Annotated in this window: 26 protein-coding genes and 1 pseudogene; 16 read left to right on the top strand and 11 right to left on the bottom strand. The window is 61.7% G+C overall.

Annotation, left to right across the window (positions count from 1 at the left end; genetic code table 11):
* From ABI546_RS11165 to ABI546_RS11130, 8 genes and pseudogenes are all read left to right on the top strand, one after another.
* Positions 1-1,761: DNA gyrase subunit B (locus ABI546_RS11165; protein ID WP_348046653.1), on the top strand; the 1,761-nt coding region annotated here is incomplete at its 5' end.
* Positions 1,762-1,818: 57 nt separating this feature from the next.
* Positions 1,819-2,165, top strand: a pseudogene (locus tag ABI546_RS11160) (type II toxin-antitoxin system RelE/ParE family toxin).
* A complete protein-coding gene (locus ABI546_RS11155; protein WP_348046652.1) occupies positions 2,162-2,458 on the top strand; it encodes a helix-turn-helix domain-containing protein in 297 nt (98 codons plus the stop codon). Before ABI546_RS11160 ends, ABI546_RS11155 begins: the two are co-directional and overlap by 4 nt.
* A gap of 219 nt (positions 2,459-2,677) precedes the next feature.
* On the top strand, positions 2,678-2,926 hold the full coding sequence (locus tag ABI546_RS11150; protein WP_348046651.1) for a DUF3297 family protein: 249 nt from the start codon (positions 2,678-2,680) through the stop codon (positions 2,924-2,926).
* Positions 2,927-3,043: 117 nt separating this feature from the next.
* Positions 3,044-3,655, top strand: a complete 612-nt coding sequence (locus ABI546_RS11145; protein WP_348046650.1) for a 3'-5' exonuclease — start codon at positions 3,044-3,046, stop codon at positions 3,653-3,655.
* Positions 3,656-3,844: 189 nt separating this feature from the next.
* Positions 3,845-4,312 (top strand): hypothetical protein, encoded by a 468-nt coding sequence (locus ABI546_RS11140; protein ID WP_348046649.1) that lies wholly within the window; start codon positions 3,845-3,847, stop codon positions 4,310-4,312.
* Positions 4,313-4,346: 34 nt separating this feature from the next.
* Complete coding sequence (locus tag ABI546_RS11135) at positions 4,347-4,604, top strand: hypothetical protein (RefSeq protein ID WP_348046648.1); 258 nt, start codon at positions 4,347-4,349, stop codon at positions 4,602-4,604.
* On the top strand, positions 4,592-5,047 hold the full coding sequence (locus ABI546_RS11130) for an aspartyl protease family protein (protein WP_348046647.1): 456 nt from the start codon (positions 4,592-4,594) through the stop codon (positions 5,045-5,047). Before ABI546_RS11135 ends, ABI546_RS11130 begins: the two co-directional genes overlap by 13 nt.
* 156 nt (positions 5,048-5,203) lie before the next feature.
* Here the strand turns inward: ABI546_RS11130 and ABI546_RS11125 are convergent, their stop codons facing one another.
* Positions 5,204-6,133 (bottom strand): HNH endonuclease, encoded by a 930-nt coding sequence (locus ABI546_RS11125; RefSeq protein WP_348046646.1) that lies wholly within the window; start codon positions 6,131-6,133, stop codon positions 5,204-5,206.
* A 128-nt stretch (positions 6,134-6,261) separates the two neighbouring features.
* On the opposite strand from ABI546_RS11125, the gene ABI546_RS11120 reads away from it, so the two are divergent.
* The 4 genes from ABI546_RS11120 to ABI546_RS11105 all read left to right on the top strand — a co-directional run bounded on the left by ABI546_RS11120 (position 6,262) and on the right by ABI546_RS11105 (position 8,711).
* Positions 6,262-7,161: a nuclease-related domain-containing protein gene (locus ABI546_RS11120; RefSeq protein WP_348046645.1), complete on the top strand. Its 900-nt coding sequence runs from the start codon at positions 6,262-6,264 to the stop codon at positions 7,159-7,161.
* 118 nt (positions 7,162-7,279) lie between these two features.
* Entirely contained in the window at positions 7,280-7,693 is a 414-nt protein-coding gene (locus ABI546_RS11115; protein ID WP_348046644.1) for a VOC family protein, read from the top strand.
* A 328-nt stretch (positions 7,694-8,021) separates the two neighbouring features.
* Complete coding sequence (locus ABI546_RS11110) at positions 8,022-8,210, top strand: hypothetical protein (protein WP_348046655.1); 189 nt, start codon at positions 8,022-8,024, stop codon at positions 8,208-8,210.
* Between the two features lie 285 nt (positions 8,211-8,495).
* The gene (locus ABI546_RS11105; protein WP_348046643.1) at positions 8,496-8,711 is read left to right on the top strand and encodes a hypothetical protein; all 216 of its coding nucleotides are present in this window, start codon (positions 8,496-8,498) and stop codon (positions 8,709-8,711) included.
* A 5-nt stretch (positions 8,712-8,716) separates the two neighbouring features.
* Here the strand turns inward: ABI546_RS11105 and ABI546_RS11100 are convergent, their stop codons facing one another.
* Positions 8,717-9,553: an alpha/beta hydrolase gene (locus ABI546_RS11100; RefSeq protein WP_348046642.1), complete on the bottom strand. Its 837-nt coding sequence runs from the start codon at positions 9,551-9,553 to the stop codon at positions 8,717-8,719.
* A gap of 143 nt (positions 9,554-9,696) precedes the next feature.
* Positions 9,697-10,518 carry an alpha/beta hydrolase gene (locus ABI546_RS11095; RefSeq protein WP_348046641.1) on the bottom strand — a complete coding sequence of 274 codons (822 nt, stop codon included), beginning with the start codon at positions 10,516-10,518 and terminating at the stop codon, positions 9,697-9,699.
* A gap of 113 nt (positions 10,519-10,631) precedes the next feature.
* Between ABI546_RS11095 and ABI546_RS11090 the strand changes: the two genes are divergently transcribed.
* Entirely contained in the window at positions 10,632-11,462 is an 831-nt protein-coding gene (locus ABI546_RS11090; RefSeq protein WP_348046640.1) for an inositol oxygenase family protein, read from the top strand.
* 122 nt (positions 11,463-11,584) lie between these two features.
* Here the strand turns inward: ABI546_RS11090 and ABI546_RS11085 are convergent, their stop codons facing one another.
* From ABI546_RS11085 to minC, 4 genes are all read right to left on the bottom strand, one after another.
* On the bottom strand, positions 11,585-13,291 hold the full coding sequence (locus ABI546_RS11085) for an AarF/UbiB family protein (RefSeq protein WP_348046639.1): 1,707 nt from the start codon (positions 13,289-13,291) through the stop codon (positions 11,585-11,587).
* A gap of 70 nt (positions 13,292-13,361) precedes the next feature.
* Positions 13,362-13,658: a cell division topological specificity factor MinE gene (minE, locus tag ABI546_RS11080; RefSeq protein WP_348046638.1), complete on the bottom strand. Its 297-nt coding sequence runs from the start codon at positions 13,656-13,658 to the stop codon at positions 13,362-13,364.
* 4 nt (positions 13,659-13,662) lie between these two features.
* On the bottom strand, positions 13,663-14,481 hold the full coding sequence (gene minD, locus ABI546_RS11075) for a septum site-determining protein MinD (protein WP_348046637.1): 819 nt from the start codon (positions 14,479-14,481) through the stop codon (positions 13,663-13,665).
* Positions 14,482-14,643: 162 nt separating this feature from the next.
* Positions 14,644-15,429 carry a septum site-determining protein MinC gene (gene minC / locus ABI546_RS11070; protein ID WP_348046636.1) on the bottom strand — a complete coding sequence of 262 codons (786 nt, stop codon included), beginning with the start codon at positions 15,427-15,429 and terminating at the stop codon, positions 14,644-14,646.
* A gap of 297 nt (positions 15,430-15,726) precedes the next feature.
* Here minC and ABI546_RS11065 point away from each other — a divergent pair, with 297 nt between their 5' ends.
* The 3 genes from ABI546_RS11065 to ABI546_RS11055 all read left to right on the top strand — a co-directional run bounded on the left by ABI546_RS11065 (position 15,727) and on the right by ABI546_RS11055 (position 18,536).
* On the top strand, positions 15,727-16,884 hold the full coding sequence (locus ABI546_RS11065; protein WP_348046635.1) for a metallophosphoesterase: 1,158 nt from the start codon (positions 15,727-15,729) through the stop codon (positions 16,882-16,884).
* Positions 16,885-17,666: 782 nt separating this feature from the next.
* Positions 17,667-18,089 carry a PPC domain-containing DNA-binding protein gene (locus ABI546_RS11060; RefSeq protein ID WP_348046634.1) on the top strand — a complete coding sequence of 141 codons (423 nt, stop codon included), beginning with the start codon at positions 17,667-17,669 and terminating at the stop codon, positions 18,087-18,089.
* A gap of 114 nt (positions 18,090-18,203) precedes the next feature.
* Positions 18,204-18,536: a hypothetical protein gene (locus tag ABI546_RS11055; protein WP_348046633.1), complete on the top strand. Its 333-nt coding sequence runs from the start codon at positions 18,204-18,206 to the stop codon at positions 18,534-18,536.
* A 110-nt stretch (positions 18,537-18,646) separates the two neighbouring features.
* Here ABI546_RS11055 and ABI546_RS11050 read toward each other — a convergent pair whose 3' ends face one another.
* The 4 genes from ABI546_RS11050 to ABI546_RS11035 form a co-directional block, all read right to left on the bottom strand.
* Entirely contained in the window at positions 18,647-19,588 is a 942-nt protein-coding gene (locus ABI546_RS11050) for a TIGR03915 family putative DNA repair protein (RefSeq protein ID WP_348046632.1), read from the bottom strand.
* 316 nt (positions 19,589-19,904) lie between these two features.
* Positions 19,905-20,855, bottom strand: a complete 951-nt coding sequence (locus tag ABI546_RS11045; RefSeq protein WP_348046654.1) for a lysylphosphatidylglycerol synthase domain-containing protein — start codon at positions 20,853-20,855, stop codon at positions 19,905-19,907.
* Between the two features lie 73 nt (positions 20,856-20,928).
* Positions 20,929-22,218, bottom strand: coding sequence for a cardiolipin synthase ClsB (clsB, locus tag ABI546_RS11040; RefSeq protein ID WP_348046631.1), 1,290 nt, complete (start codon positions 22,216-22,218; stop codon positions 20,929-20,931).
* 138 nt (positions 22,219-22,356) lie between these two features.
* On the bottom strand, positions 22,357-23,027 hold a 671-nt coding region (locus ABI546_RS11035), incomplete at its 5' end, for an endonuclease/exonuclease/phosphatase family protein (protein WP_348046630.1).

The following is a 23,027-nucleotide window of genomic DNA, read 5'->3' as shown; positions in this document are numbered from 1 at the left end:
CTCAACCCCAACGTGTTTGCCGCCATGGGCGACCGCCAGAGCGACCAGGGCACCAACATCGGTGTTGAAGTCGCCATGCAGTGGAACAGCGGCTACAGCGAACAAGTCCTCTGTTTCACCAACAACATTCCCCAACGCGACGGTGGCACCCACCTGACGGGACTGCGCGCCGCCATGACCCGCGTCATCAACAAATACATCGACGACAGTGAGCTGGCCAAAAAAGCCAAGGTGGAAGTCACCGGCGACGACATGCGCGAAGGCCTGTGCTGCGTGCTGAGCGTGAAGGTGCCTGAACCCAAGTTCTCTAGCCAGACCAAAGACAAGCTGGTTTCCAGCGAAGTGCGCGGCCCGGTTGAAGACATCGTGAGCCGCCTGTTGCACGACTATCTGCAAGAGCGTCCCAACGACGCGAAGATCATCGTCGGCAAGATCATCGAAGCCGCCCGCGCCCGTGAAGCCGCCCGCAAGGCCCGCGACATGACGCGCCGCAAAGGCGTGCTCGACGGCATGGGCTTGCCCGGCAAGCTCGCCGACTGCCAGGAAAAAGACCCCGCCATGTGCGAAATTTACCTGGTTGAGGGTGACTCCGCCGGTGGTTCTGCCAAGCAGGGCCGTGACCGTAAATTCCAGGCCATCTTGCCCCTGCGCGGCAAGATTCTTAATGTTGAAAAAGCCCGCTACGAAAAGCTGCTGACCAGCAACGAAATCCTGACGCTGATCACCGCCTTGGGCACCGGCATCGGCAAGGCCGGCGGCATTGGCGGCACGCCCGGCGCTGATGACTTCAACGTTGCCAAGCTGCGTTACCACCGCATCATCATCATGACCGATGCCGACGTTGACGGCGCGCACATCCGCACCCTGCTGCTCACCTTCTTTTACCGCCAGATGCCCGAGCTGGTCGAGCGCGGCCACATCTACATTGCCCAGCCGCCGCTGTACAAGGTCAAGGCCGGCAAGGAAGAGCAGTACCTCAAAGACACCGCCGCACTTGACGGCTTCTTGCTGCGCATTGCGCTGAAAGATGCTTCAGTGCAAACCGGCGCTGAAGGCAGCCCGGTATTGGCGGGCGACACGCTGGCCGAACTGGCCCGCAAGCACCAGCTGGCCGAGTCAGTTATTGCCCGCCTGCGCGGCTTCATGGACGCAGAAGCCCTGCGTGCCATTGCCGACGGTGTGAGCCTGAACCTCGATACCGTGGCCGACGCTGAAGTGTCTGCCGTGACGCTGCAGGCCAAGCTGCGCGAACTCAACACCACCGGCGCCCCCGCCGAAGTGGCCGGCGAGTTTGACACCCGCACCGACAAACCCATCTTGCGCATCAGCCGCCGCCACCACGGCAACGTGAAAAGCAGCGTGCTCACGCAAGACTTTGTGCACGGCGCCGACTACGCCACCCTGGCCGAAGCGGCAGCCACCTTCCGCGGTTTGATCAGCGAAGGCGCAAAAGCCATGCGCGGCGAAGGCGAGCGCCAGAAGGAAGAAAAAATCAGCGACTTCCGCCAGGCCATGGCCTGGTTGATCGGCCAGGCTGAAAACGCCACTGCCCGCCAGCGCTACAAAGGCCTGGGCGAAATGAACCCAGCCCAGCTGTGGGAAACCACCATGGACCCGACCGTGCGCCGCCTGCTTAAAGTGCAGATCGACGACACCATCGAAGCCGACCGTGTGTTCACCATGCTGATGGGCGATGAGGTTGAGCCGCGCCGCGAGTTCATCGAGCAGAACGCCCTGCGCGCAGCCAACATCGACGTTTAAAAGCCCCGAGTCCGCACTTGCTTTTCGTACCAATATTGATACACTTTGGTAACGCCTATGGTAGTTAAGCCCGTGTTGCACGCGGCTTTTTATCAAAGCGGCTCGGGCGCCGAGCCTGTTCGTGAGTGGCTAAAAGGCAAAGACATCACGAAGCCGAGCGAAAGCTGATTGGTGAAGAAATCAAGACAGTAGAGTTCGGCTGGCCGCTAGGCATGCCGATTGTCAGAAAGATGGAGCCGGATCTATGGGAAATACGAATTCAATTGCCGTCAAGCATCGCGCGGGTGCTGTTCACGGTCCGGGGAAAAAGTCTGGTGCTACTTCACGGGTTCATCAAAAAATCACCAAAGACGCCGGCAACCGACCTCAAGCTCGCAAGGCAACGACGCGCAAACCTGCCGTGAAAGCGGCAGCAGCCGCGAAGGGCAGCGTCGGCAGCAGTTTCGATGACTTCCTTGAAGAAGAAGGGTTGTTGCAGGAAGTCGTTGCGGCTGCTACCAAACGGGTGGTGGCGTGGCAGCTTGACCAGGCCATGAGGGAACAGAAGATATCTAAAACGGCGCTGGCGCAGCGCATGGGCACCAGCCGTGCCGCATTGGACCGCTTGCTGGATGAAGCTGATATCAGCATGACGCTCGGAAGTCTCGCCGGTGCGGCAGCAGCACTGGGCAAGTCGGTTCGCGTTGAGCTGGTATAGGCCTGAGAGTGATGCCAAAATAATGACGATGAGCAGATCCTGGCAAGTCAACGATGTGAATGACCGGCTTGCACAACCGGTCCAGGCGCGAGTCGATGCGGTTGAAGCCTTACGGGCTCAACATCATCGGGGACAACCAGAAGCAGAGATGCGGGTTGAGCGGGTTTTCCGCGTCGTTTCCCTGGAAGAACTTAACCAATCCAAATAGTTGTGAATCCAATGACCGAAACCACAGAACGCCCAGCGCTGCCCGACCACCTCTCGACCGACGAGCGCAGCCCGCATTTCGTCAGGGCCATTTTTGAGCACGATGTAGGCATCCGCTTTAACGACAAAGAACGCACCGACGTCGCCGAGTACTGCATCAGCGAAGGCTGGATCAAGGTACCCGTTGGCAACAAGGTAGACCGTAAGGGCAACCCGCTGATGATCAAGCTCAAGGGCAAGGTTGAGTCGTTTTATAAATAAGTCACTTTGCTCAGGGTTAGTGCATTGACTAACCGGGCCTTGATCAACACCATGAAGTTTCAGCCTCCCGCAGGTGAACTTCATGGTGTTTTTCTTTTTGTGAACATAACTTGAGCCATGAGCTGTATCGCCGTCATCGACTTTGAAACCACAGGCCTTTCGCCGGCGATGGGCGACCGCGCCACCGAAGTGGCCATCGTGCTGGTCGAACACGGCCAGGTGGTCGACAGGTTTCAAAGCCTCATGAACGCAGGGCGCTACATCCCGTCCTTCATCGAAAGCCTGACCGGCATCAGCAATGCCATGGTTGCCGCCGCACCCGCGGCCGAGAAAGTCATGGCAGAGGCCAACCGCTTTGTGGGCAACGCACCCATGGTGGCGCACAACGCTTCGTTTGACCGCAGGTTCTGGGAAGCTGAACTCAACCGCGCAGGAGAGAAGGCCACTCAGCCCTTTGCCTGCACCATGCTGGTGGCCAGAAGACTCTATCCCCAGGCACCCAGCCACAAGCTAGGCGTGCTGATCGACTACCACCGCTTGCCCAAAGCTGGCCGGGCTCACAGGGCTATGGCGGATGCGGAGATGGCCGCTTCCCTCTTAGGCCAGATACAGGACGACCTACGCAGCCGTCATCGTGTGACCCGGCCCGACCATGCATTGCTACTGGCACTGCAGCGATGCGCCAAGCCTGCTGTGTCGGCGTTGATGTCGAAGTACGCGGGCGCCTGAAATCGTGCCAGAGCTTGACTACGGCCCCTGATATTGCTGCGTTATCAGTATGCTGTTTAAATAAACAGTTGCGTGAATAACTCAACTTTATTGTTATAAAACAACAACTTAGCGATCATTAATTCTTCTGGATTAGCTGTGGATATTGTTGTATAAATATAGTTAAGCGTTTAACGCCAAACTCCATTTATGCCGAACGCCCCCGTCCACGACTCGATAGAGTGGTACTCCGCAGCTCAAGCCGCAAGGCTTTCGGGGTTGACGCGTGCCATGGTGGACTATCTGTGTCGTTCGGAAATCGTGATGCCCTCATGCGGTTGCAAGCGCGGCCACGGAACGCCACGGCACTATGCGTTTGGGGACGTGGTGGCGTTGCGCCTGATCGCCAGGTTGTCTAAAGCCGGGATCTCGTCGTTGAGGCTTCGGAAAGGGATGGAGGGGCTGCGAAAGTATCAGCCCCAAATTACCCTGACGTCGTTACCGGCCAGCCACATCGTTACCGATGGTCAGGATATTTACCTGCGTGGCGCTGCTGATTCATTGCAACGAGCCACAGATGGGCAATATGCCTTTGCTTTTGTCATTGAGCTAGATCAGCTTCGCAGCGAAGTTGTGAAAAAGATGACTGCAACGCAACTCAAGATTGCCACGGGCTGACTTTCCATCGAAGTCGATGTAAAAAGGAGATGACATGAGCACCCACACACAAAATGTTCCGCGCCCCGAGTTGCGTGCTTATGAGGCCGCTTTGCCAGAACTAATGGCGCGCCATAAAGGGCAATTTGTTGTCATCTATGGAAGCAAATTTGCTCATTTTTCTAACGACTATGAAAAGGCGCTGGACTGGGCATATGACAAATATGGCCTAGAGCCTTTTTTTGTAAAGCAGGTTTCAGAGGAAGAGAACGTCGCGCACTACATCCGCGATTTTGGACCGTGCCTCAAGTAGCACGGATAGAGCGCGGTGTTCTTCAGGCGGGCCTGTTTGTTGATGTTTACATCGGCGTCAGCGACGCCCTGTTGAAGCAACTCTGGAAGCGCAATCAGCCAGTTCCCCCGGCAGTGTTTGCAACGTTCATTGTTGATACTGGCGCGGATAGGACCTTGGTGGACGAGCAAATTGCCCGAACGCTCGGATTAATTGCCGTGAACCAGAAGCCTGTAATCACCTCAGAGTCAAAGGGTATCCCGCAGATTTGTGATATCTACGCGATCAGTATTGAGGTCCGAAATGGCGGGTCACCGCCATGGCGAATGTCAACGGTCGCGGCTACCGGCCGCCCCCTTATGGATGACGCGCGGCATGGCGTTTTGGGCCGAGATGTGCTTGATAGGGTGAAGTTGGTCTATGACGGCCCACGGCAGACCTTCACCATCGACTACTTTTATTGACCCATCGTTTTCGTTATCGGCAGCGTATTCCAAGCCTCATCACTTGCCTTAGTTGGTCGTCCAAGACAAAGCTTCTGCCCAACACGCTTCTTAAAGCATGATGTTCAGATCTTCATCGGCACGAACGACTTCGCCCGTGTCGAGGCGTTCATACCGCTACGAGGCCGCTCTAAACATCTCAAAACGATGCGCTAGGCGATCGCGATCTGGAGCATCCTCCAATCGAATAGGTCGTTGAATGGGTTGCCCGTGGAGCTCTTGCATCGCCTGCAGTATTGGCCCGTCGCTTTGGTCTAGCAATCGGGTGGAAACATGAACGCGGAAATCCGGGTCGATGCCAATGAGATGAGCATCGAAGGCTGCGTGATGAATTTTTGTCAGGGGAATGCCATTTGGAACAATTGCGTGACCGAGCTCTTCGTTCCCGTCCGAAATGATGTGTGCCGCATCCAGAAGCATGGGCTCGGGCATTCCTGACAACGCACAGCGGTTGCCATACGCGCTGATAACCGCGTCTCGGAATGAGGCTTGATGCAGCCGCTGCTTAACTTGACGAAGAGCATATCGGCGCGTCCTACTGTCTTCGGATACTTTGGGGATGCCGCTCGAATCGATATCACCGAATGACACTTTTACCTTGGCCTCGTTTGGATGCCAGCTTTCAATGAACGCAGAAACAAAAGCCTGATAGCGACCAGGCGACACACCTAAGAAATAGAGGATCGGGACGCGTCGATCCATTGCCTCTTTGAGCCATCGGTTGTCGGCAACGTCGGGGTCGGTTCCCATGAACGAGTAGTCGACAGTCTCTTCGCCGTCGTAAATCTGCTTATGAACGCTGCGTTGATCGTCGTACCAAATCTTTCCGCCGGGCCTGGGGAAGACGGTTTTGATGGATAGCAGCGTTTCCATTTGACGCGGCTTGAAGATACCGCGCTGTGGGTTGACAAGTGGAATGCGCTGCCCGTCGTACTGGAACCCTTTGGCGAGGTCAGCGCTCGTCAGCTGGTCTCGGATTGCTTGCAATCGGCGGACTTCCGCAAACGCAGCCGTTCTCATTGCCCAATCCGTACTGCTGATTTTCATTGGTGGAGCTTAGCAAGCTAACCATCGATTGACCAGTCGGACTTATATGTGTTTCCAACTGGATAAATAAGCCCGGCGTGATCGTCGCAATATTCGGCAGAATGGCCCATCAGTCTCGGGAGGATGAAATGGATTTCATACGCATCGCGCTATTAGTAGTTCCTATGTTTATTGGTTTAGGCGTAATGATTGCGGTCCTGTCGTGGACTCGCAGGGCGCGCCTTGCGGGCCGCAAATCGCCATTGACTCAAGGGCTGCTGAGACCCGCAGGGTATTCGCTAAGAGTTCAGTTTGATGACGTGTTTTCCGACGTCATGGGGTGGCTAATGATGGCTCTGTTCCTTCCCGTGGTCGTTGGCGCTTTGTATAGCGGCGTATTGCTGGCTCCTGGGCGGGGATTTAGCTGGACTAGCGCGGCCATTTACTTCACTTTTGCAGTCTCGGTGATCGGTGTTAGCGCATATCGAGCCGTGAAGTCGTTGAGAAAGGCTATGAATCTGCGAATGGGGTGGGACGCGGAAATGGCAACAGGGCAAGAGCTGGATCAATTGATGCGTAGCGGTGCGGCAGTGTTTCATGATTTGCCGGCGAAGGAATTCAACATCGACCATGTGCTGATCTGTCCCTCCGGCGTGTATGCCGTTGAAACCAAGAGTCGTTTGAAAGCGATTGCGGGCGGGAAAGAGGGCGCTAAAGTGATGTGCGAGGGAACGACGCTGTCATTTCCAGATTGGAAAGATAGCTCTACCGTGGAACAAGCGCAACGGCAAGCAAAGTGGCTTTCCTCCGAACTTACGAAAGCTGTTGGGGAGCCAGTCCGAGTGTTGGGTGTAGTTGCTTTGCCTGGCTGGTTCGTTGTTCAGAACGGGCGCTATGAGGTGAAAGTACTCAACCCTAAAAACTTTCGCTATCTATTGGATGCCCGAGACACGCCACTATCTCCAGTGCTGATGACGCGCGTCGCCTATCAAGTGGAACAGTGGTGTCGGGATGTTGCCCCCGCCTACTCGGCAACAACTAGTAAGTGAACCTGTAGCGGTCCGTCCTCTCATTCGCAAATTGCCCGCCATGTCGTGGGTGTTTGCAGTTGCCTGCATGTTTAAGGCTCGCTAAGCTTTTCCTTCTCAATCAACAAGGACCAAGCCCATGGCAGTTACCCCATCCCTCCCCGAAAGCATCATGTCCCACGTGTCCATCGGCACCAACGACTTCGAGCGTGCCAAGGCGTTCTACACGGCCGTGCTGGGCGCGATGGAGATCCGAGTGATCATGGAGCACCCTGGGGCGATTGCTTTTGGGCGGGCTTACCCGGAGTTTTGGGTGGGGGTGCCGCATGACGGCGGCAAGGCGCATGTGGGCAATGGCTCGCACTTTGGCTTTCTGGCTGTGTCGAAGGCGCAGGTGGATGCGTTTTACGCCAAGGCGCTGGAGCTGGGTGGCCAGGGGGATGGCGCGCCGGGCCCGCGGCCTTTGTATGGGCCGCAGTATTACGGTTGCTTTGTGCGGGACCTGGATGGGCACAAGATCGAGGCGCAGTTCTCGGATACGTCTGCGGGTTAACAACGGCCTTTGGTTCTTAAGCAAAATAGGCCTCTAGCCCAATAGGTACGTGCGCAAGCGGCTCCTGAATTGATAGCGGGTTGCTGGGCGCCTCGTCTTGTCGCGCTTGGGTATGGGGCGCTGTCTGACATGGGCGGGCTACGGGGCTTTTCAGAATGGGTTGTACGTGGGCCGGCAACAGCGGCGAATCAGCCGCAGTGGCGGCATGCCAAGCCCTTTTGTTCAACCCCCCAATCTGGAGACCACCATGGCCAACAAACCAAACACCGCTACCACCAGGAAGCCGGGCGAGCGCGACGGCGCGCGCGGCCCGTCTGACGACCCGAGCTTGCAAGACAACGCACCCAAGGCCTCGGGCCATGGCGGCAAGGTTGAAAACGATTTCAACCAGGTGGGCGAGCAAAAGCCCACGCAGCGCAATGAAGGCCAGCGCACGGCCAACAGCCGAAGCGACCGGGAGTCGCATGTGGGCGGCAGCAACCAGCTGCAGTCGCGCCGGGGTAGTACGAGGCACTGAGCTAGGGGCTTCTGCGGGGGCTTCGATACCTCAGCCCGAACGGTGGGGTGAAGGGAACAGGCTTCGACAGGCTCAGCCACGAACGGTGTGGGGGTGGAGGTGGAGGGTGGGGCTTGGATACCTCAGCCCGAACGGTTGTGAAAGTAAAGACACCATCTGGTGGCCCCCGTCGGCTGGGCATTGGCGCAATTTGATACATACCGCAACGTGGCAGACGCACGGCTCTAAGCTTGGCGGCGCAGGATCAAACCTTGCTGCTGACTGTTTTGCAGCTGAGGTGATGCCATGAAGAAGATTGCTGACTTTTTATTTCGGCCGCGCTATTTGCGGGCCATCCCTTCGCTGATGGTGTTGACCACGGCGATGGCTTGGGGCGTAGCGCCTGACCCGGATGCGATCGACACCGTGCAGAAGCGGGCCAGCGTGAGCCTGTCGCTCAACCACAGCGCCGTGGGCAACAGCCCCGGAGACAAGCCACTGGACACGCCCGAGCAGGCCTGAACGTTTCAGGGCCTGGCCGCTATCACCCAGCGGCTGATCTTGCCGACCACGTCGGCCTCAATCCCGTTATAGCCGTGATACGCCATGGCCTCGCAGGGGTCGCCCCGGCTTTGGCCGCCGGTTACGCTGATGAGTTCGGCCCTGGGTGTTTTGGCGAGCTTGTCCATGAGCAGCGGCATGTCGCTGAAGGCGCACACCTTGCAACCGTCTTGCTTGTGGTGCACCACCAGCACGGGGATGGCCAGTTTCTCCATCGGCATTTTGGGCACCGGCCGCCCTTTGGGGTCGGCGAGGATGGTGGACGTCAACACGATGCCGTCCGGGCCGCCTTGCGCGGGGCTGGCCTCTGTGGCGATGTAGGCGGCAGACTGCGTGCCGCGGCTGGTGCCGACCAGCCACACGGGCACGGGCGCCTGCTGCTTGAGCCAGCCGATGACGGCCAGCACGTCGGCGCGGTGCTCAGGCGTTTGCCGGTTGCCTGAGAGGTAGGGCGGCGATTGTTTGTCTGACGGCGCATCGATCACCGCGACGGCAAAGCCTGCGTCGGCAAACTGCTGGCGCGTGCGCACCAGGAAGTTGCCGCCGCCTCCGGCAAAGCCGCCTGCATCGGTGATTTGTAAACCGCCGTGGCCGCCGGTGAACAGGATGACGGAGGCCTTGGGTGCGGATGTGGGCGTGATGTAGACGAAGCGCTGGGTGACGCCGGGGCGGGTGGGAATGTCGACCACCCGGGGCGGGCCTTGCGCCTGCGCACTTTGCCCGGCAACAGCCATGCACAGCAGCAGGCAGGCGGGCAGGGTGCAGCGCAGCCACAGGCGGCGAGCGGGGAGACGCGGGTGCATGGGTTGCCTCCTTAAGCTGGGAGTTTTATAAGCCAAATTGGCCTGCAAGCCAAGATGGACGGGCGCAAGCAGCTACTGAATTAATAGCGAGCATGATTTGCGCCTGTCACGGTTTTAACCTGTTGCTGCCCGCACTTTGCCGTTCAGGGCGCGGTTGCGGCCTTGATCCACTGCACCACCGCTTCGCTGGCCACCACGGGCGTGGTGAGGTGGGTGGCCTTGACTTCGAGGTACTGGCTTTTGGGGTTGGCGGGCAGCTTGTCGGCAAAGTAGGGTTTGGCGTATTTGCTGATGCCGTCTTCGTCGCCCACCACCGTCAGCACCGGCGTGCCGGCCGGAATGCGCGGCGCGGTCACGCCCATGTCGGCGTCGGAGGCCGGGTCGAAGTAGCTGAGGTAGTCCTTGGCGGTGGCCACCACATTGATCTGCTTGCCCTGGTTGATGTCGGAAAAGCGCTCGCGCGAATCGCCCTTGCCGGCGGCGACCAATGCGCGGGCTTCGTCAACGCTTTCGCGCACCACCTTGTTTTGCATCGACGCGTAGTAGCGTGCCGGCACATGGCCGGGCGCCAGCAGCACCAGCGCCTGCACGTCGCCGCCGCGCGCGGCAAAGCCCATGGCGGCTGGCACGCCCATGCTGTGGCCGGCGATCACGATTTTGGTGGCGCCCTGGCTGCGCAGGGTTTTGACGTGGCCGGCCATTTCGGCCATGGCCTTGTCCCAGTTTCCGTCGAGGTAGCGGCCGCGCGACCAGGGCATGTCGGGGTAAAGCACCAGCATGCCGGCGCCTTCCAGCACGGGTTTGAGGCGGCTCATGTTGGGGTCGTTGTTGCTGCCGGGGTTTTTGCCGTGCAGCATGAGCACGCCGATTTTGGGGACGTCCTGCGCGTGGACGGCGCTGGTCAGCAGGGCTGACGCGAAAAGGAGGCCAATGGCCATCAGGCGGTGGAAGGGTCTGCGGCGCATGAAAAAGCCTTTCGGGGAGCGGCTGTTGAGGGAGGAACGGCCCAATATACCTGCAGGGCCACGCCGCGACAGCCGGGTTTGCACCCAAGGGCCGCCCTTCCTACAATGGCACGATGAACGCCGTCATGCCATCCTCCTCCGCCCCGGCAAAGCCTTTGCTGGCCAGTGAACCTGACCGCGCGGCTTACCGCGACTACGCGCAGCCCGGCCTGGACCGCGTGCGCACGTTCTACCGCAACAACCACGAACACCAGACTTACGACTTCGTGCGGTCAAAAAAAGCAGAGTGGCTGGCGTTCAGCCAGAAAGAGATGACGCCCTGGGCCGCGCTGGAATTCCTCAACACGCTGGTGGACGAGTCGGACCCGGACATTGAGCTGCCGCAAATCAGCCACCTGCTGCAAACCGCCGAGGCGATTCGCGCCGACGGCCACCCTGACTGGTTTGTGCTGACGGGCTTCATCCACGACCTGGGCAAGGTGCTGTGCCTGTTCGGCGAACCGCAGTGGGCTGTTGTGGGCGACACCTTTCCGGTGGGCTGCCGCTTTTCAGACCGCATCGTCTACCCCGAATACTTTGACCTGAACCCCGACAGCCGCGACGCGCGCTACAACAGCGAATACGGTGTGTATGCGCCGGGCTGCGGGCTGGACGCGGTGCACATGTCATGGGGGCACGACGAATACCTGTACCAGCTCATGAAGACGCACCTGCCGCTGCCGGCGCTGTACATGATTCGCTACCACTCGTTTTACGCCTGGCACCGCGAGGGGCAGTACGGGCACCTGACGGATGCGCAAGATGCGGCGCATCTGGAATGGGTGCAGAAGTTCAACCCCTACGACCTTTATTCCAAGAACGACAAACCGCCGGTGCTGGCTGAGCTCAAACCGTATTACGACGATTTGATGGCGAAGTATTTGCCTTCGCAGCTCAAGCTGTAGTTATTGCCCACGGCAGCCTTGCCCAGGGGCGGCAAGGCAACATTTTCCTGCTTTTCTTAAGAAGAAAATTCCTGCAAACCTTTGGGGACGTGCGCAAGCAGCTCCTGAAAAGATAGCGCCGGTCAGTCCGCCTCGTCGCTGTTGTGGCCGCGGCTGCTGCGCCAGATGGCCCGCACCAGCCACAAACCACCGGCCATGGCGCCCATGAAGCCGGCGAACCCGAAAGCCGGCAAACCAAACAGTGTGGGGCCGCCCTTGACCGTCATGACGATGGACGAGCCGATGATGAGCGCCGAAATTACCAGGGCCATCGCCAGCCGGTTAGCGGCGCGGTCGAGCTGGTCGCCCACGCGTTTGAGGTGGGCCAGCTCAATACCCACCTGCACGCGGCCGCGGCGCGCGTTGCGCAGCAGGCGCGACAAGTCGTGCGGCAGCTGGCCGGCCAGCGCCAGGGCGCGGCTCAGTGTCTGCCAGCCCCGGGTTGCCAGGGCCCTAGGCTGGTAACGGGCGCGCACCACCTGCCGCAGCATCGGCGTGGCTTCGGTGGCCATGTGAAAGCCGGGGTCCAGTCCGCGGCCCATGCCTTCGAGCGAGATGAAGGCCTTGATCAACAGCGCCAGGTCGGGCGGCAGGCCCAGGTGGTGGTCGCGCAGGATGGCGGTGACGTCGGTCAGCATTTGCCCCAGGCTGAGCTGGGCCAGCGGCGTGCCGTGGTACTGGTCGACAAAGGCTTCGATTTCGGCCTCGAGCTGAGAGAGATTGATGCCGTGTTCGTCGCCCGTCCAGTCGAGCAGCACGTCGGCCACTGCTTGCGGCTGGCGTTCGACCAGCCCCAGCAGGAGCTGCAGCAGCTCTTCGCGCCGCCGCTCGGTCAGGTGGCCGATCATGCCGAAATCGATAAAGGCGATGCGGTTGCCTGGCAGGTAAAACACGTTGCCGGGGTGCGGGTCGGCGTGGAAAAGGCCGTCTTCCACAATCATCTTCAGCACGGCGTGGGCGCCGCGGCGGGCGAGTTCGCTGCGGTCAAAGCCGGCTTCGGGCGTGAGCTGGTCCAGCGCGCTGCCGGGCACGCCGTTGACCAGGTCCTGCACATTGATGCGCAGGCCTGTGTGGGCCCAGTGCACCCGCGGGATCACGATGTAAGGCAGCGGCGCCATGTTGGCGGCAATGCGTTCGGCGTGGCGGCATTCGGCGGCCAGGTCCAGCTCGCGGCGCAGCGATTTGGCGAGCTCGCGCACCAGCTGCCGCGGGCGGTAGGGTTTGAGCGCGGGCAGCTCGGCTTCGGCCAGTGCGGCCAGCCGGTCCATCAGGCGCAGGTCTGCGTCAATGACTTCGGTGATGCCGGGGCGACGGATCTTGACGACAACTTCGGTGCCGTCATGCAGTTGTGCACGGTGCACCTGCGCAATCGAGGCGGCGGCCAGCGGCGTGGTGTCGAAGCGGGCAAAGACCGCCTCGGGCTCGCCGCCCAGGTCTTCGCGCAGCTGCGGGAGCAGCAGCGCTAGCGGCACGGGCGGAACCTGGCTGTGGAGCTTCTCGAACTCGGTGATCCATTCGGGGCCAAACAGGTCGGCGCGGCCGGCCAGGACTTGCCCGAGCTTGACGAAGGTGGGGCCGAGCTCTTCAAGGGCCAGGCGAACCTGTTCGGGAGGGCTGATACGGGCAAGGTCCGCCGCGCTGTTCCAGTGGAGCGCATGGCCGGCGCGCTCAAGCTTGTCGGCCAGGCCGAGCCGCCGAACACTGTCGCCAAAGCCGTGGCGAATCAGCACAGCGGCAATTTCCGCCAGGCGAGCCATGTCGCGCGCAGCACCGAAGGTCTCGATCAACATCGGGTGATGATAGCCCTGGGTTTCCGGCCGGGCTTGCCTTATGTCAACTGCGGGTCAACCGCGGCGGGTTCTATTTGCGGATTGCCGTGCCGGTGGCGCCGGCTTTTTCTTTCTTGTCGGGCAGCTCGATCTTCACTTCCAGCACGTCCAGGTTGTCTTGCCGTTCCAGGTGCAGCTTGATGTCGTGGGGATCGATGCGGATGTACTTGGCGATCACGGCGATGAGGTCGCGTTGCAGCGCGGGCAGGTAGTCGGGCTCGTGGCCGCGCCCTGTGCGCTCGTGCGCCAGGATGATCTGCAGCCGCTCTTTGGCGACGCTGGCGGTTTTTTTCTTTTCACCGAGCAGAAAGGACAGGAATGACGCCATCGTTTTATTTCCCCCCGAACCAGCGCTTGAAGAGCCCGGGCTTTTGCGCGTCGATGAAACGCATGGGCTTGTCCTTGTCACCGAGGAAGCGGTCGACCACGTCCTTGTAGGCTTCCGACACGTCGCTGCCGTTCATGTGCACCGCGGGCACACCCTGGTTGGAGGCCTGCAATACCGATTCGGACTCGGGAATCACGCCGATGAGCTTGATGCGCAAAATATCCTGGATGTCTTCGAGCGAGAGCATTTGCCCCTGGTCGACGCGGCCGGGGTTGTAGCGCGTGATGAGCAGGTGTTCCTTGATGGCGTCGCCGCCGTCGATGGCGCGTTTGGTCTTGCTCGACAGCATGCCGAGGATGCGGTCGGAGTCGCGCACCGAGGAGACCTCGGGGTTGGTGACGATGAGTGCCTCGTCGGCAAAGTGCATGGCCATGAGGGCGCCGGTTTCAATGCCGGCGGGGGAGTCGCAGACGATGTACTCGAAGTCCATCTCGCCGAGGTCTTTGAGCACCTTCTCCACACCGGCTTTGGTCAAGGCGTCTTTGTCGCGGGTTTGCGAAGCGGCCAGCACAAAGAGGTTGTGGCACTGCTTGTCCTTGATGAGCGCCTGGTTGAGCGTGGCCTCGCCCTGGATGACGTTGATGAGGTCGTACACCACGCGGCGCTCACAGCCCATGATGAGGTCGAGGTTGCGCAGGCCCACGTCGAAGTCGATGACCGCGGTTTTATGCCCGCGCAGCGCCAGGCCGGTTGCAAAGCTGGCACTGGTGGTGGTTTTGCCCACGCCGCCCTTGCCGGAGGTGACCACAATGATTTTTGCCATTCGTAAATTTCCTTGAAAAGCGAGAGGTCAGGGAGATAGGGGAAGACCGGGAACAGGTTTGGGGTTTGAAGCCCCGGTGTTATCTCCGTTCGCCCTGAGCGTGTCGAAGGACCCTTCGACACGCTCAGGGCGGACGGATAAAAAGGAAGCCAAAGGCATAGGTCAGGCAGACATGACGTTCATGACGAGCCTGTCACCTTCCTGGCCCTCTTCGCCCGGCAGCAGCCGCACTTGCGTGGGGTGGCCCGCCAGGCCTTCGGGCAGCGGGTGCTCGGCGGTGCGGTACACGCCGGCGATGGAAATCAACTCGGCTTCGAGGGCCAGCGAAAAAATGCGTGCCTCGGTGTTGCCGCGCGCGCCGGCCATGGCCTTGCCACGCAGCGGCGCGTAGACATGGATGTGACCGTCGGCAATCACTTCCGCCCCGGCATTGACCATGGCCAGCACCACCAGGTCGCGGCCGCGTGCATACACCTGCTGGCCCGAGCGCAGGGGCTTGTCGACCACCAGGGCGCCCAAGGGGGCGGCAGGGGGCTCGGCCACCACCACGGGCGGCTGTTGCTGTGGCACTGCGGCGGGACGGTCTGGAAGGAGGTGGGCGTCAGGCACGGGCAGCAGCCCGGCCTGCAGCGCCGCTGCCATGTGCGCGGGGTTGCCGCCTTTCACCGAAAGCGGCACCAGCTGGTAGCTGCCCAGCAGGGTGATGAGGGCGGGAAAGTCGATGTCGCCCACCGCCCGCCCGCTGCGTGCGGCGGCAGTCTGCAGCGGCGAGAGGTCGATCATCAGCGCGTCCTGGTCGAAGAAGTCCGGGATGTCACCAAAGCGGGCTTGCAGCTCGCGCGCCAGGGCGACGAGGTCGGTGGACTTGAGCAGCAAGGCCACCAGGGGCAGGTTGGCGCTCTTGATTTCGAAGGTGGCGGGAGTAGTGGCCTGTATGGCAACGGTCATGGGCAAAAGGAGAACGGTTGCCGACAGGGGCTGGGCAAGGGAATCAGGGCCGATGAACGGGTGAGCGCGAATGAGCGGATAGGCAAGAAGGGCCGAGGGTAGCTTCCGAAGGGCCGTATCCCGGCGCACGCTTTGTCGCACTTGTGAGCGTGTGAAACGCGGGCCGAGCAAACGGCGCGGTGGTTTGTACGGCGACGTGAGGGGCAAAGCCGAAAGTAAAAGAAGTAAACAGCCGCGCCAGCATTGAATGAGGGGGGCGCAGACCCATATGCAGGGCTCCCCTCTTCCGGACACTTCATGAACTTCCTGCCCCTGGTGCTTGTAACGGCGCTGCTCCATGTTTACATTGGCGCACGCCTTGTGCCCGGGCTTGAGGCCTACCCGATGGGCCAGTGGCTGCTGATGGCGGGCCTTGCGGTGTCGGCGCTGGTCATGCCCCTGGGCCTGATGGCCGGCCGCGTGGCCAGGCAACCTTGGGCCGACGTGTTGACCTGGGCGGGCCTGCTCTTCATGGGCCTGTTTTCATCGATGCTGGTGTTGACGCTGGCGCGTGACGCCGCGCTGCTGGCGCTGTGGCTGGCTGATGCGGCCGCGCCAGGCCACCTGCCGATGGCGCAGCTGCGCACGGTGTCGGCCGAAGCGGTGCCGCTGTTGGGCGGGCTGATTACCTTGCTGGGTTTTTTGAATGCGCGCCGCACGGCCGCCGTGGTGAACGTGGACGTGCCCATACAGGGCCTGCCCGCTGCGCTGCACGGGTTTACCGTGGCACAGATCAGCGACGTCCACGTGGGGCCGACCATCAAGCAGCAGTACCTGCGCCGCATTGTCGACAAGGTCAATGCGCTGGATGCCGACGTGGTGGCCATCACCGGCGATCTGGTGGACGGCAAGGTGAGCGAGCTGGCCGCGCACGTGGCGCCGCTGGCCGATTTGACATCGCGCCACGGCACGTATTTTGTGACGGGCAATCACGAGTACTACTCGGGTGCGCACGCCTGGATTGACGAGTTGCGCCGGCTGGGCCTGACGGTGCTGCTGAACCAGCACGTGGTGATACGCCCGCCTGCCGCTGCAGGCGAAGCAGGTGCTCACCTGGTGCTGGCGGGTGTGACTGACTACAGTGCCGGCCATTTTGACCCGGCCCACCGCAGCGACCCCGAGGCCGCACTGCGCGGCGCGCCGCAGGAGGCCGTGCGTGTGTTGCTGGCTCACCAGCCGCGCAGTGCGGCGGCGGCGGCCAAAGCCGGGTTTGATTTGCAGCTCTCAGGCCATACCCATGGCGGACAGTTTTATCCGTGGAACCTGTTTGTGCGGTTTCAGCAGCCGTTCACGGCTGGGCTGCACAAGCTGCAGAACCTGTGGGTGTATACGAGCCGGGGGACGGGGTACTGGGGGCCGCCCAAGCGGTTTGGGGCGCCTTCGGAGATTACTTTTTTGCGATTGGTGGCGGGGTGAGGTTTTGGTGTTTTGTGCCTTGTGGGTAATAGGGACCGGCGCCAGAAGCTACTGAATTGATAGCGTTTTGGTTTTCTTGTGGTTGGGTTGAATTTGTTTGGGCTGTGTTTTTTTTGCTCCGGCATGAGCGCGCTCTGCAGAGGGTTGCTGGCCGGGGGTTGCCCGGCGGCAAGTAACTTTTCTTTGCTTCGCCAAAGAAAAGTCACCAAAAGAAAGGCGACCCCGCTGTCTGCGTCCCTGCGCTGCGCTGCGGGCAACCTGCGGTGCTCGGTCCAGGCGGGGTCTCGCTCGAACTCGCTTCGCTCAGACAATCGCGATCCCTGATCCGCCTGAACCTGTGCTCCTCGGCGCAGACAGAAGGGGTGGGGGAAGGAATACCTAACAGCCGAATACAAGAAACCGAACACTGAAGAAACAAGGACACGCCATGGCGTGTCCTTGTTGGTAATTGGATTGTTTGTCTTCTGTCCCCGTTCCCGATCGCCCCGTCCTGGCTGGGCCGAGGAGCGCAGAGGCAAGCGGATCAGGGATCGCGATTGTCTGAGCGAAGTGCAACGTAGCGAGTTCGAGCGAGACCCCGCTTGACTCGAGCACCGCAGGTTGCCTGAAGCGAAGCGTAAGGACCCAGACTGCGGGTCGCCTTTTCTTTGGTGACTTGCTTTTGGCGAAGCAAAAGAAAGTTACTTGCCGCCGGGCAACCCCCGGCCAGCAACCCTCAGCAGAGAAAACATTCTCCCGAACAACCACACCACAACCCCAAGCACATCGTCTACCCTCCACCCATGCCCCAAACCCTCGTTCTCCGCCTGAACCCAGGCGACGACCTCCGTACCGCGCTGGACGCTGCATTCGCCAGGCTGCAGGCCGAACAGAACACTGCTGCGGCCTGCGTGGTCTCGGCGGTCGGCAGCCTGTCCCGCGCGGTGCTGCGTTATGCGGCCGAGCCGCAGGGGACGGTGCTACAGGAGCCGTTGGAGCTGATCACGCTGTCGGGCACCTTGAGCCCCGACGGCGCGCACCTGCATGCCAGCGTGGCCATGGCGACCGGCGAAATGCGCGGCGGTCACGTGATGCCCGGCTGTGTGGTGCGCACCACGGCCGAAATTGTGCTGGCGCCGCTGCAGGGCTGGGTGTTTGCGCGTGAACATGACGCCCGGACCGGCTTCAAGGAGCTGGTGGCAAGGCCGGCAAAGCCCCTGCCATAACGGTGGCCGCCCGCTTGTAGGCCTGCCCTGACAGCTGCGCCGGTGTCCTGGCCATGGCGGGCACGGATGATGGGCGTAGAGTGGTGTCAACACATTCGTCAAGGAGTTATGGTCATGAAAAACCAGCTACGTTTTATCGTCCTGCCGGGCGCGCTATTTGCGCTGGCCTTTACGCTTTTCACGGGGCCGCAGGCGGTGGCACAAACGTCCCAAACCACGACGCCACCGACGACCACCGCGGCACCTGACGCAGCGGTTCCGACGGCCCCCCTGCGAAATCCGCTGAACCGCAACCCGGCCCGTCGCGCATCCGAGCCCGAAGCGGCGCCGCAGCCGCCGGACCCGCGCGACTCGACCATTCGCCCTGTGATGCCGCCGGGCAATGACGGCCGTGATGCGGTGTTGCCGTCGCCGGATTCGACACAGCCACCGGGCGCCAAGCCCTGATGCTTGTGGCGGGTAAGAGGCCTGCTAACGGCGGGCTGGATAAATGAGATAAATGCCGCTCAGCCCAATCAGGGCGAGCGCGAACAGCTATTAAATTGATAGTCGCGTGGCTAGCGGGCTGAGGCCCTGGCTGGCTGAGCTTGAGCCTTGCGATCGCCTGCCGGCCTGCGGCTTTTGCGGTAATAACGCTGCGGCGAATCTTTTTGCATCATCCGCCGCCTGAGGCGCGCTGGGTGAAAGACTTGCTCGTACTGCATGAGCCAGCGTTGCTCGCTTGCGTCGGGTGTGGGGGCTGTTTGCCTGTCGGCCGCAGGGCCAAAGCGCAGTGAGCCCAGCGCGTCGTCGGTATGCCGGGAAGCCCTGGAAGCGGGCCCGGACGCTTCAGCAGCCGGCACTGGCGCCGCATGGCGGGTGCGGCGCGAATCCTGCGGGCCCAGGTAGTCGGACTCGACGCTGCATTCGGGCGTGAGGATGGCCCAGCGCATGTGGGCAAAGCGGCGGGCGAACATCGGCGCCACAGCTTCAACGATGTGGTGCTCGGGCTCGAACCAGGCTACGTGCAGCGGTCCGCTCTGGGGCCGGGTTTTGAAGGTGTCGTCTTGCACGGAGTGAAAGCGCAACTGGGCCTTCATTTTTTGCATGTCATGGCGGACCTCTTCGGCCATCTGCCGGGCGAGCGCCATGTCGGGGTCAAGCTGGTTGTGCCGGAGTTCGGGCTCGTGCACCAGGCGCCACAGCAGGCGGTAAAGCACATTGAAACGCTGCGGGCTGCGGTGCATGACGGCGGCCTGGCACAGCGCCATGTACTCGGGCGGAACACTGACGCTGGGTGCGTCGCTGAACGCGGGGCTGTGGGCGGTGCCGGCGTTTGGTGTGACGTCGGCCGGCGTGCTGCTGCACTGCCAGCTCACCTGCTCGGGCAAGAGGTTTTGCGCCAGCAGGCCGCGCGCGGCACGGCGAAAGCCCTCAAAGTCTGCCTGGCCCTGCAGCGTGACGGGCAGCAGTGCCTGGGGAAAGAGGTCGTTTGTCAGCAGGTCATTCATCACGCCCATGCAGATATTCCTTTCTTCACAGCCTTCACAGCTCAGACTCGATGGTGCGGCGGCAGGTTCCGCTGCAGGTGTAGGCAAAAGAGCCGACTTCCCCGGTGCCACTGGCGCGTTGCCACGACAGATGTCAAATGACTGTGTAAATATACAGTGTTTTGCGCATTTAGACATTAAGGCGGGGCGAAAATCCCCAGCCTTTTGTGGCTTTGTCGCCTAAACCACCTTGAAAACGGCACAAAAGAGCGCCGCTGGCGGCAACGGCGCCAAACTTGCCGCAAGGCCGGTTTGAATCGGCTGGCGCGGCGCCATACCCGCGCCTTTAGGGGTTTTTGCGGGCCTGGCCCAGCTTTTTGGCGTGTGCTTCCATGGCGAGATAGGCCACAACCGCCACCGCCAGCGGCACCAGGTAATAGATCACACGGTAAGCCACCAGCGCGGCCAGCAGTTCGTACTGCGGCATCTCGTGCGAAAGCAAGGCGACAAATACGGCTTCCAGCACACCCAGGCCGGCCGGCACGTGGGTGATCACGCCGGCAATGGCCGCCAACAGCAGTACGCTGACGACTGCTGAAAACTCGATGCGGTGCTGCAGCAGGATGAAAATAATGCCGGACATGATGAGCCAGTTGCCGGCGCCCATCAGCAGTTGCAGCGCAGCCAGCCGGGCAGAGGGCAGCAGTACCTCGTGGCCGCGCAGCCGCAGCATGCGCTGGCGGGAAAGTGCGCAGATCCCCAGATAGGCCGCTACCACCACGAGCAGCACGGCGCCGATCAAACGCAAGGAGGTGGTGGTCATGGGCCAGTCGGGTGGCAAGGTGGGCGGCTGCAGTGCAAACACGAGGCCGGCCAGCAACAGGTAGCCCATCCAGTTGGTCAGCATGCTCAGCGACATGATGCGGGTGATGGCGCCGTTGCGCAGGCCCAGGCGCGAATAGAGGCGGTAGCGGAAGGCCACACCGCCCACGAGCGAGCCGAGGTTGAGGTTGAAGGCGTAGCTCACGAAAGTCACCGCCATCACGGTGGGGGAGCGCAGCGCGTGGCGGGTGTAGTGGCGGCCCAGCAGGTCAAAGGTGCTGTAAAGCGTGAAGCTGGCCGCGGCCAGCACCACGGCACCCCAGGCGGCGGTGAGTGGGTAGTCCTCGAGCGCGGTGAGGACCTGGGACCATTCGATGTTGCGGGCCTGCGAGACCAGCAGGGTGGCGATGAGCAGGAAAAACGCGGCGGTGGCGCCGCGCTTGAGCCATGGCCACCCGCGCCATTTTTTGGGCATGGCCGGTGTGGCGGAACCGCTTGGTGGCTCGCCGGGCGGCCTGGGCAAGGTTCGGCTTTCGGCCATCACGCGCTCACACGGCGTTGGCCTGGCTCGGCGGTTCGTGGTCCGGCATCCTGGGCTTGTCGCCGGGACTGGCGGAGCTGGCAGGGGTAATGCGTGGCGCGTGCGCCGGCAGCCAGCCGGCCCAGGCAGGGTAGCGGCGCAGCAGGTGAAAAACAAAGTAGCTGCGCACGCTGCGCCACCAGGTGGACTCCATCAGGTCCCCGCGCTCGATTCGCTTGCAGTGGTTCTGTATCAGCTGGTCAAGGTTCGCGGTCAGAGTCTCGTTGAACGCGCGGTCGCGGATAACGACGTTGGCTTCGAGGTTGAGTGAGAGGCTGAGCGGGTCGAGGTTGCTGGAGCCCACGGTGGCCCATTCGTCGTCGATGGCGGCCACCTTGCCGTGCAGGGGGCGCTCACAGTACTCGTAAATGTGCACACCGGCGTCCAGCAAGTGGTGGTAGAGCATGCTGGCCGCGGTCTTGACGATGGCCATGTCGGGTTCGCCCTGCAGGATCAGCTGCACCTCGACGCCGCGCCGTGCGGCTCGCCGCATCTCCTGGATGAGCCGGTAACCCGGAAAGAAATAAGCGTTGGCGATGACCACGCGCTTGCGTGCCGTGCGGATGGCGGCGCGGTAGTGGCGCTCGATGTCGTTGGTGTGCTTGCGGTTGTCGCGGGTCACGAACAGCGCGGAAGCCTCGCCCACGGGTGCCGGGACCTTGTCTTGGCGCCAGCTGCCCGCGAACGATCGCGCGCGGTCGGAAAAGCGCTCGCGCAGGCCGGGTGAGGGCTGGCCGCCGGCGTTACGCTGGCCCGCGGCCAGGGCCTTGTGCACAAAGGTGTTGATATCGGCCACCAGCGGGCCTTCGATCTCGACGGCATAGTCCTGCTTGGCCTGGGGGCCGAAGTCGGCCAAGTGGTCGGCCGAGTAGTTGATGCCGCCGACAAACGCGCGCGCGCCGTCGATCACGACGATTTTGCGGTGCATTCGGCGAAAGACATTGGTGCGCCAGCCCCAGAGCTTGGGGCCCGGGTCAAACACATGCACGCGCACACCGGCGCGTGTCAGCGTGGAAATGAATTCAGGCGACAGGTCGGGCGAGCCGTACCCATCGATGGTCATGTCGACCTGCACGCCCCGCCGCGCTGCCTGGTGCAGCGCCGCATGCAGCTCTTCGCCGACCTTGTCCTCAAACAGGATGAAAGTCTCCAGCACCACCTCGCGCTTCGCCGCGGCGATGCATTCAAACACGCGCGGGAAAAATTCCTCACCGTTTTCCAGTAAATGAAACTGGTTGCCACTGACCCACCTACTCATGCTGCCTCCTTGCGGCACGCGTCGGTACCTCTCTGCCCATTTCAGCAGGGGCCGCGGAACCGGCTTTGCCGGGCCGCAGGCGCAGCGCCCCCTTGGGGGGCAGCGAAGTACACGCAGTGACGAGCGTGGGGGCCATATTCACAATTCGATTTCCGCCGCCAGGGGCGCATGGTCGGAAAGGTGCGACCAGGGCCGTAGCGGCAGCACCACGGGGGCATGGCCGATCGCATTGCGCACGTAGATACGGTCCAGCCGCAGCAGCGGCAGGCGCGCGGGAAAGGTGCGCGCCGCTTTGCCTTGGGCCTGAACAAACACTTCATGCAGGTCGGCGCCTTTTTCAAGCCTTGCGTGGGCGCGGTGCCGCCAGTCATTGAAGTCGCCGGCCACCACCACGGGTGCGTGCGCGGGGATGTTGTTGCGCACCAGGTCGCAGAGCATGTCCATCTGCTGCTCGCGGTGCGCTTCCATGAGCCCCAGATGGACGCAGATGGCGTGTACGTTCACGCTGCGCCCGGGTATTTGCAGCTCGCAATGGAGCAGGCCGCGGCGTTCGGGCCCGCTGATGGAGACGTCCAGGTTTTCAAATCGCACGATGGGAAATTTGGAAAGCACGGCGTTGCCGTGGTGGCCGTTGGTATAGACCGCGTTGCGTCCATAGGCGAACTGCGGCCAGATGGTGTCGGCCAGGAATTCGTAGTGCGGGGTTTCGGGGTAATTGTCAAACTTGTCCTGGTGCTTCACATGGTTGCCCGTTACCTCCTGCAGGAACACCACGTCGGCGCCCACGCTGCGCACGGCTTCGCGCAGCT

This window comes from Polaromonas sp. (assembly GCF_039932935.1).
Lineage (GTDB): Bacteria > Pseudomonadota > Gammaproteobacteria > Burkholderiales > Burkholderiaceae_C > Polaromonas.
Note: the sequence above shows the minus strand (reverse complement) of the source record. Positions and strands in the feature narration are given on the sequence as shown.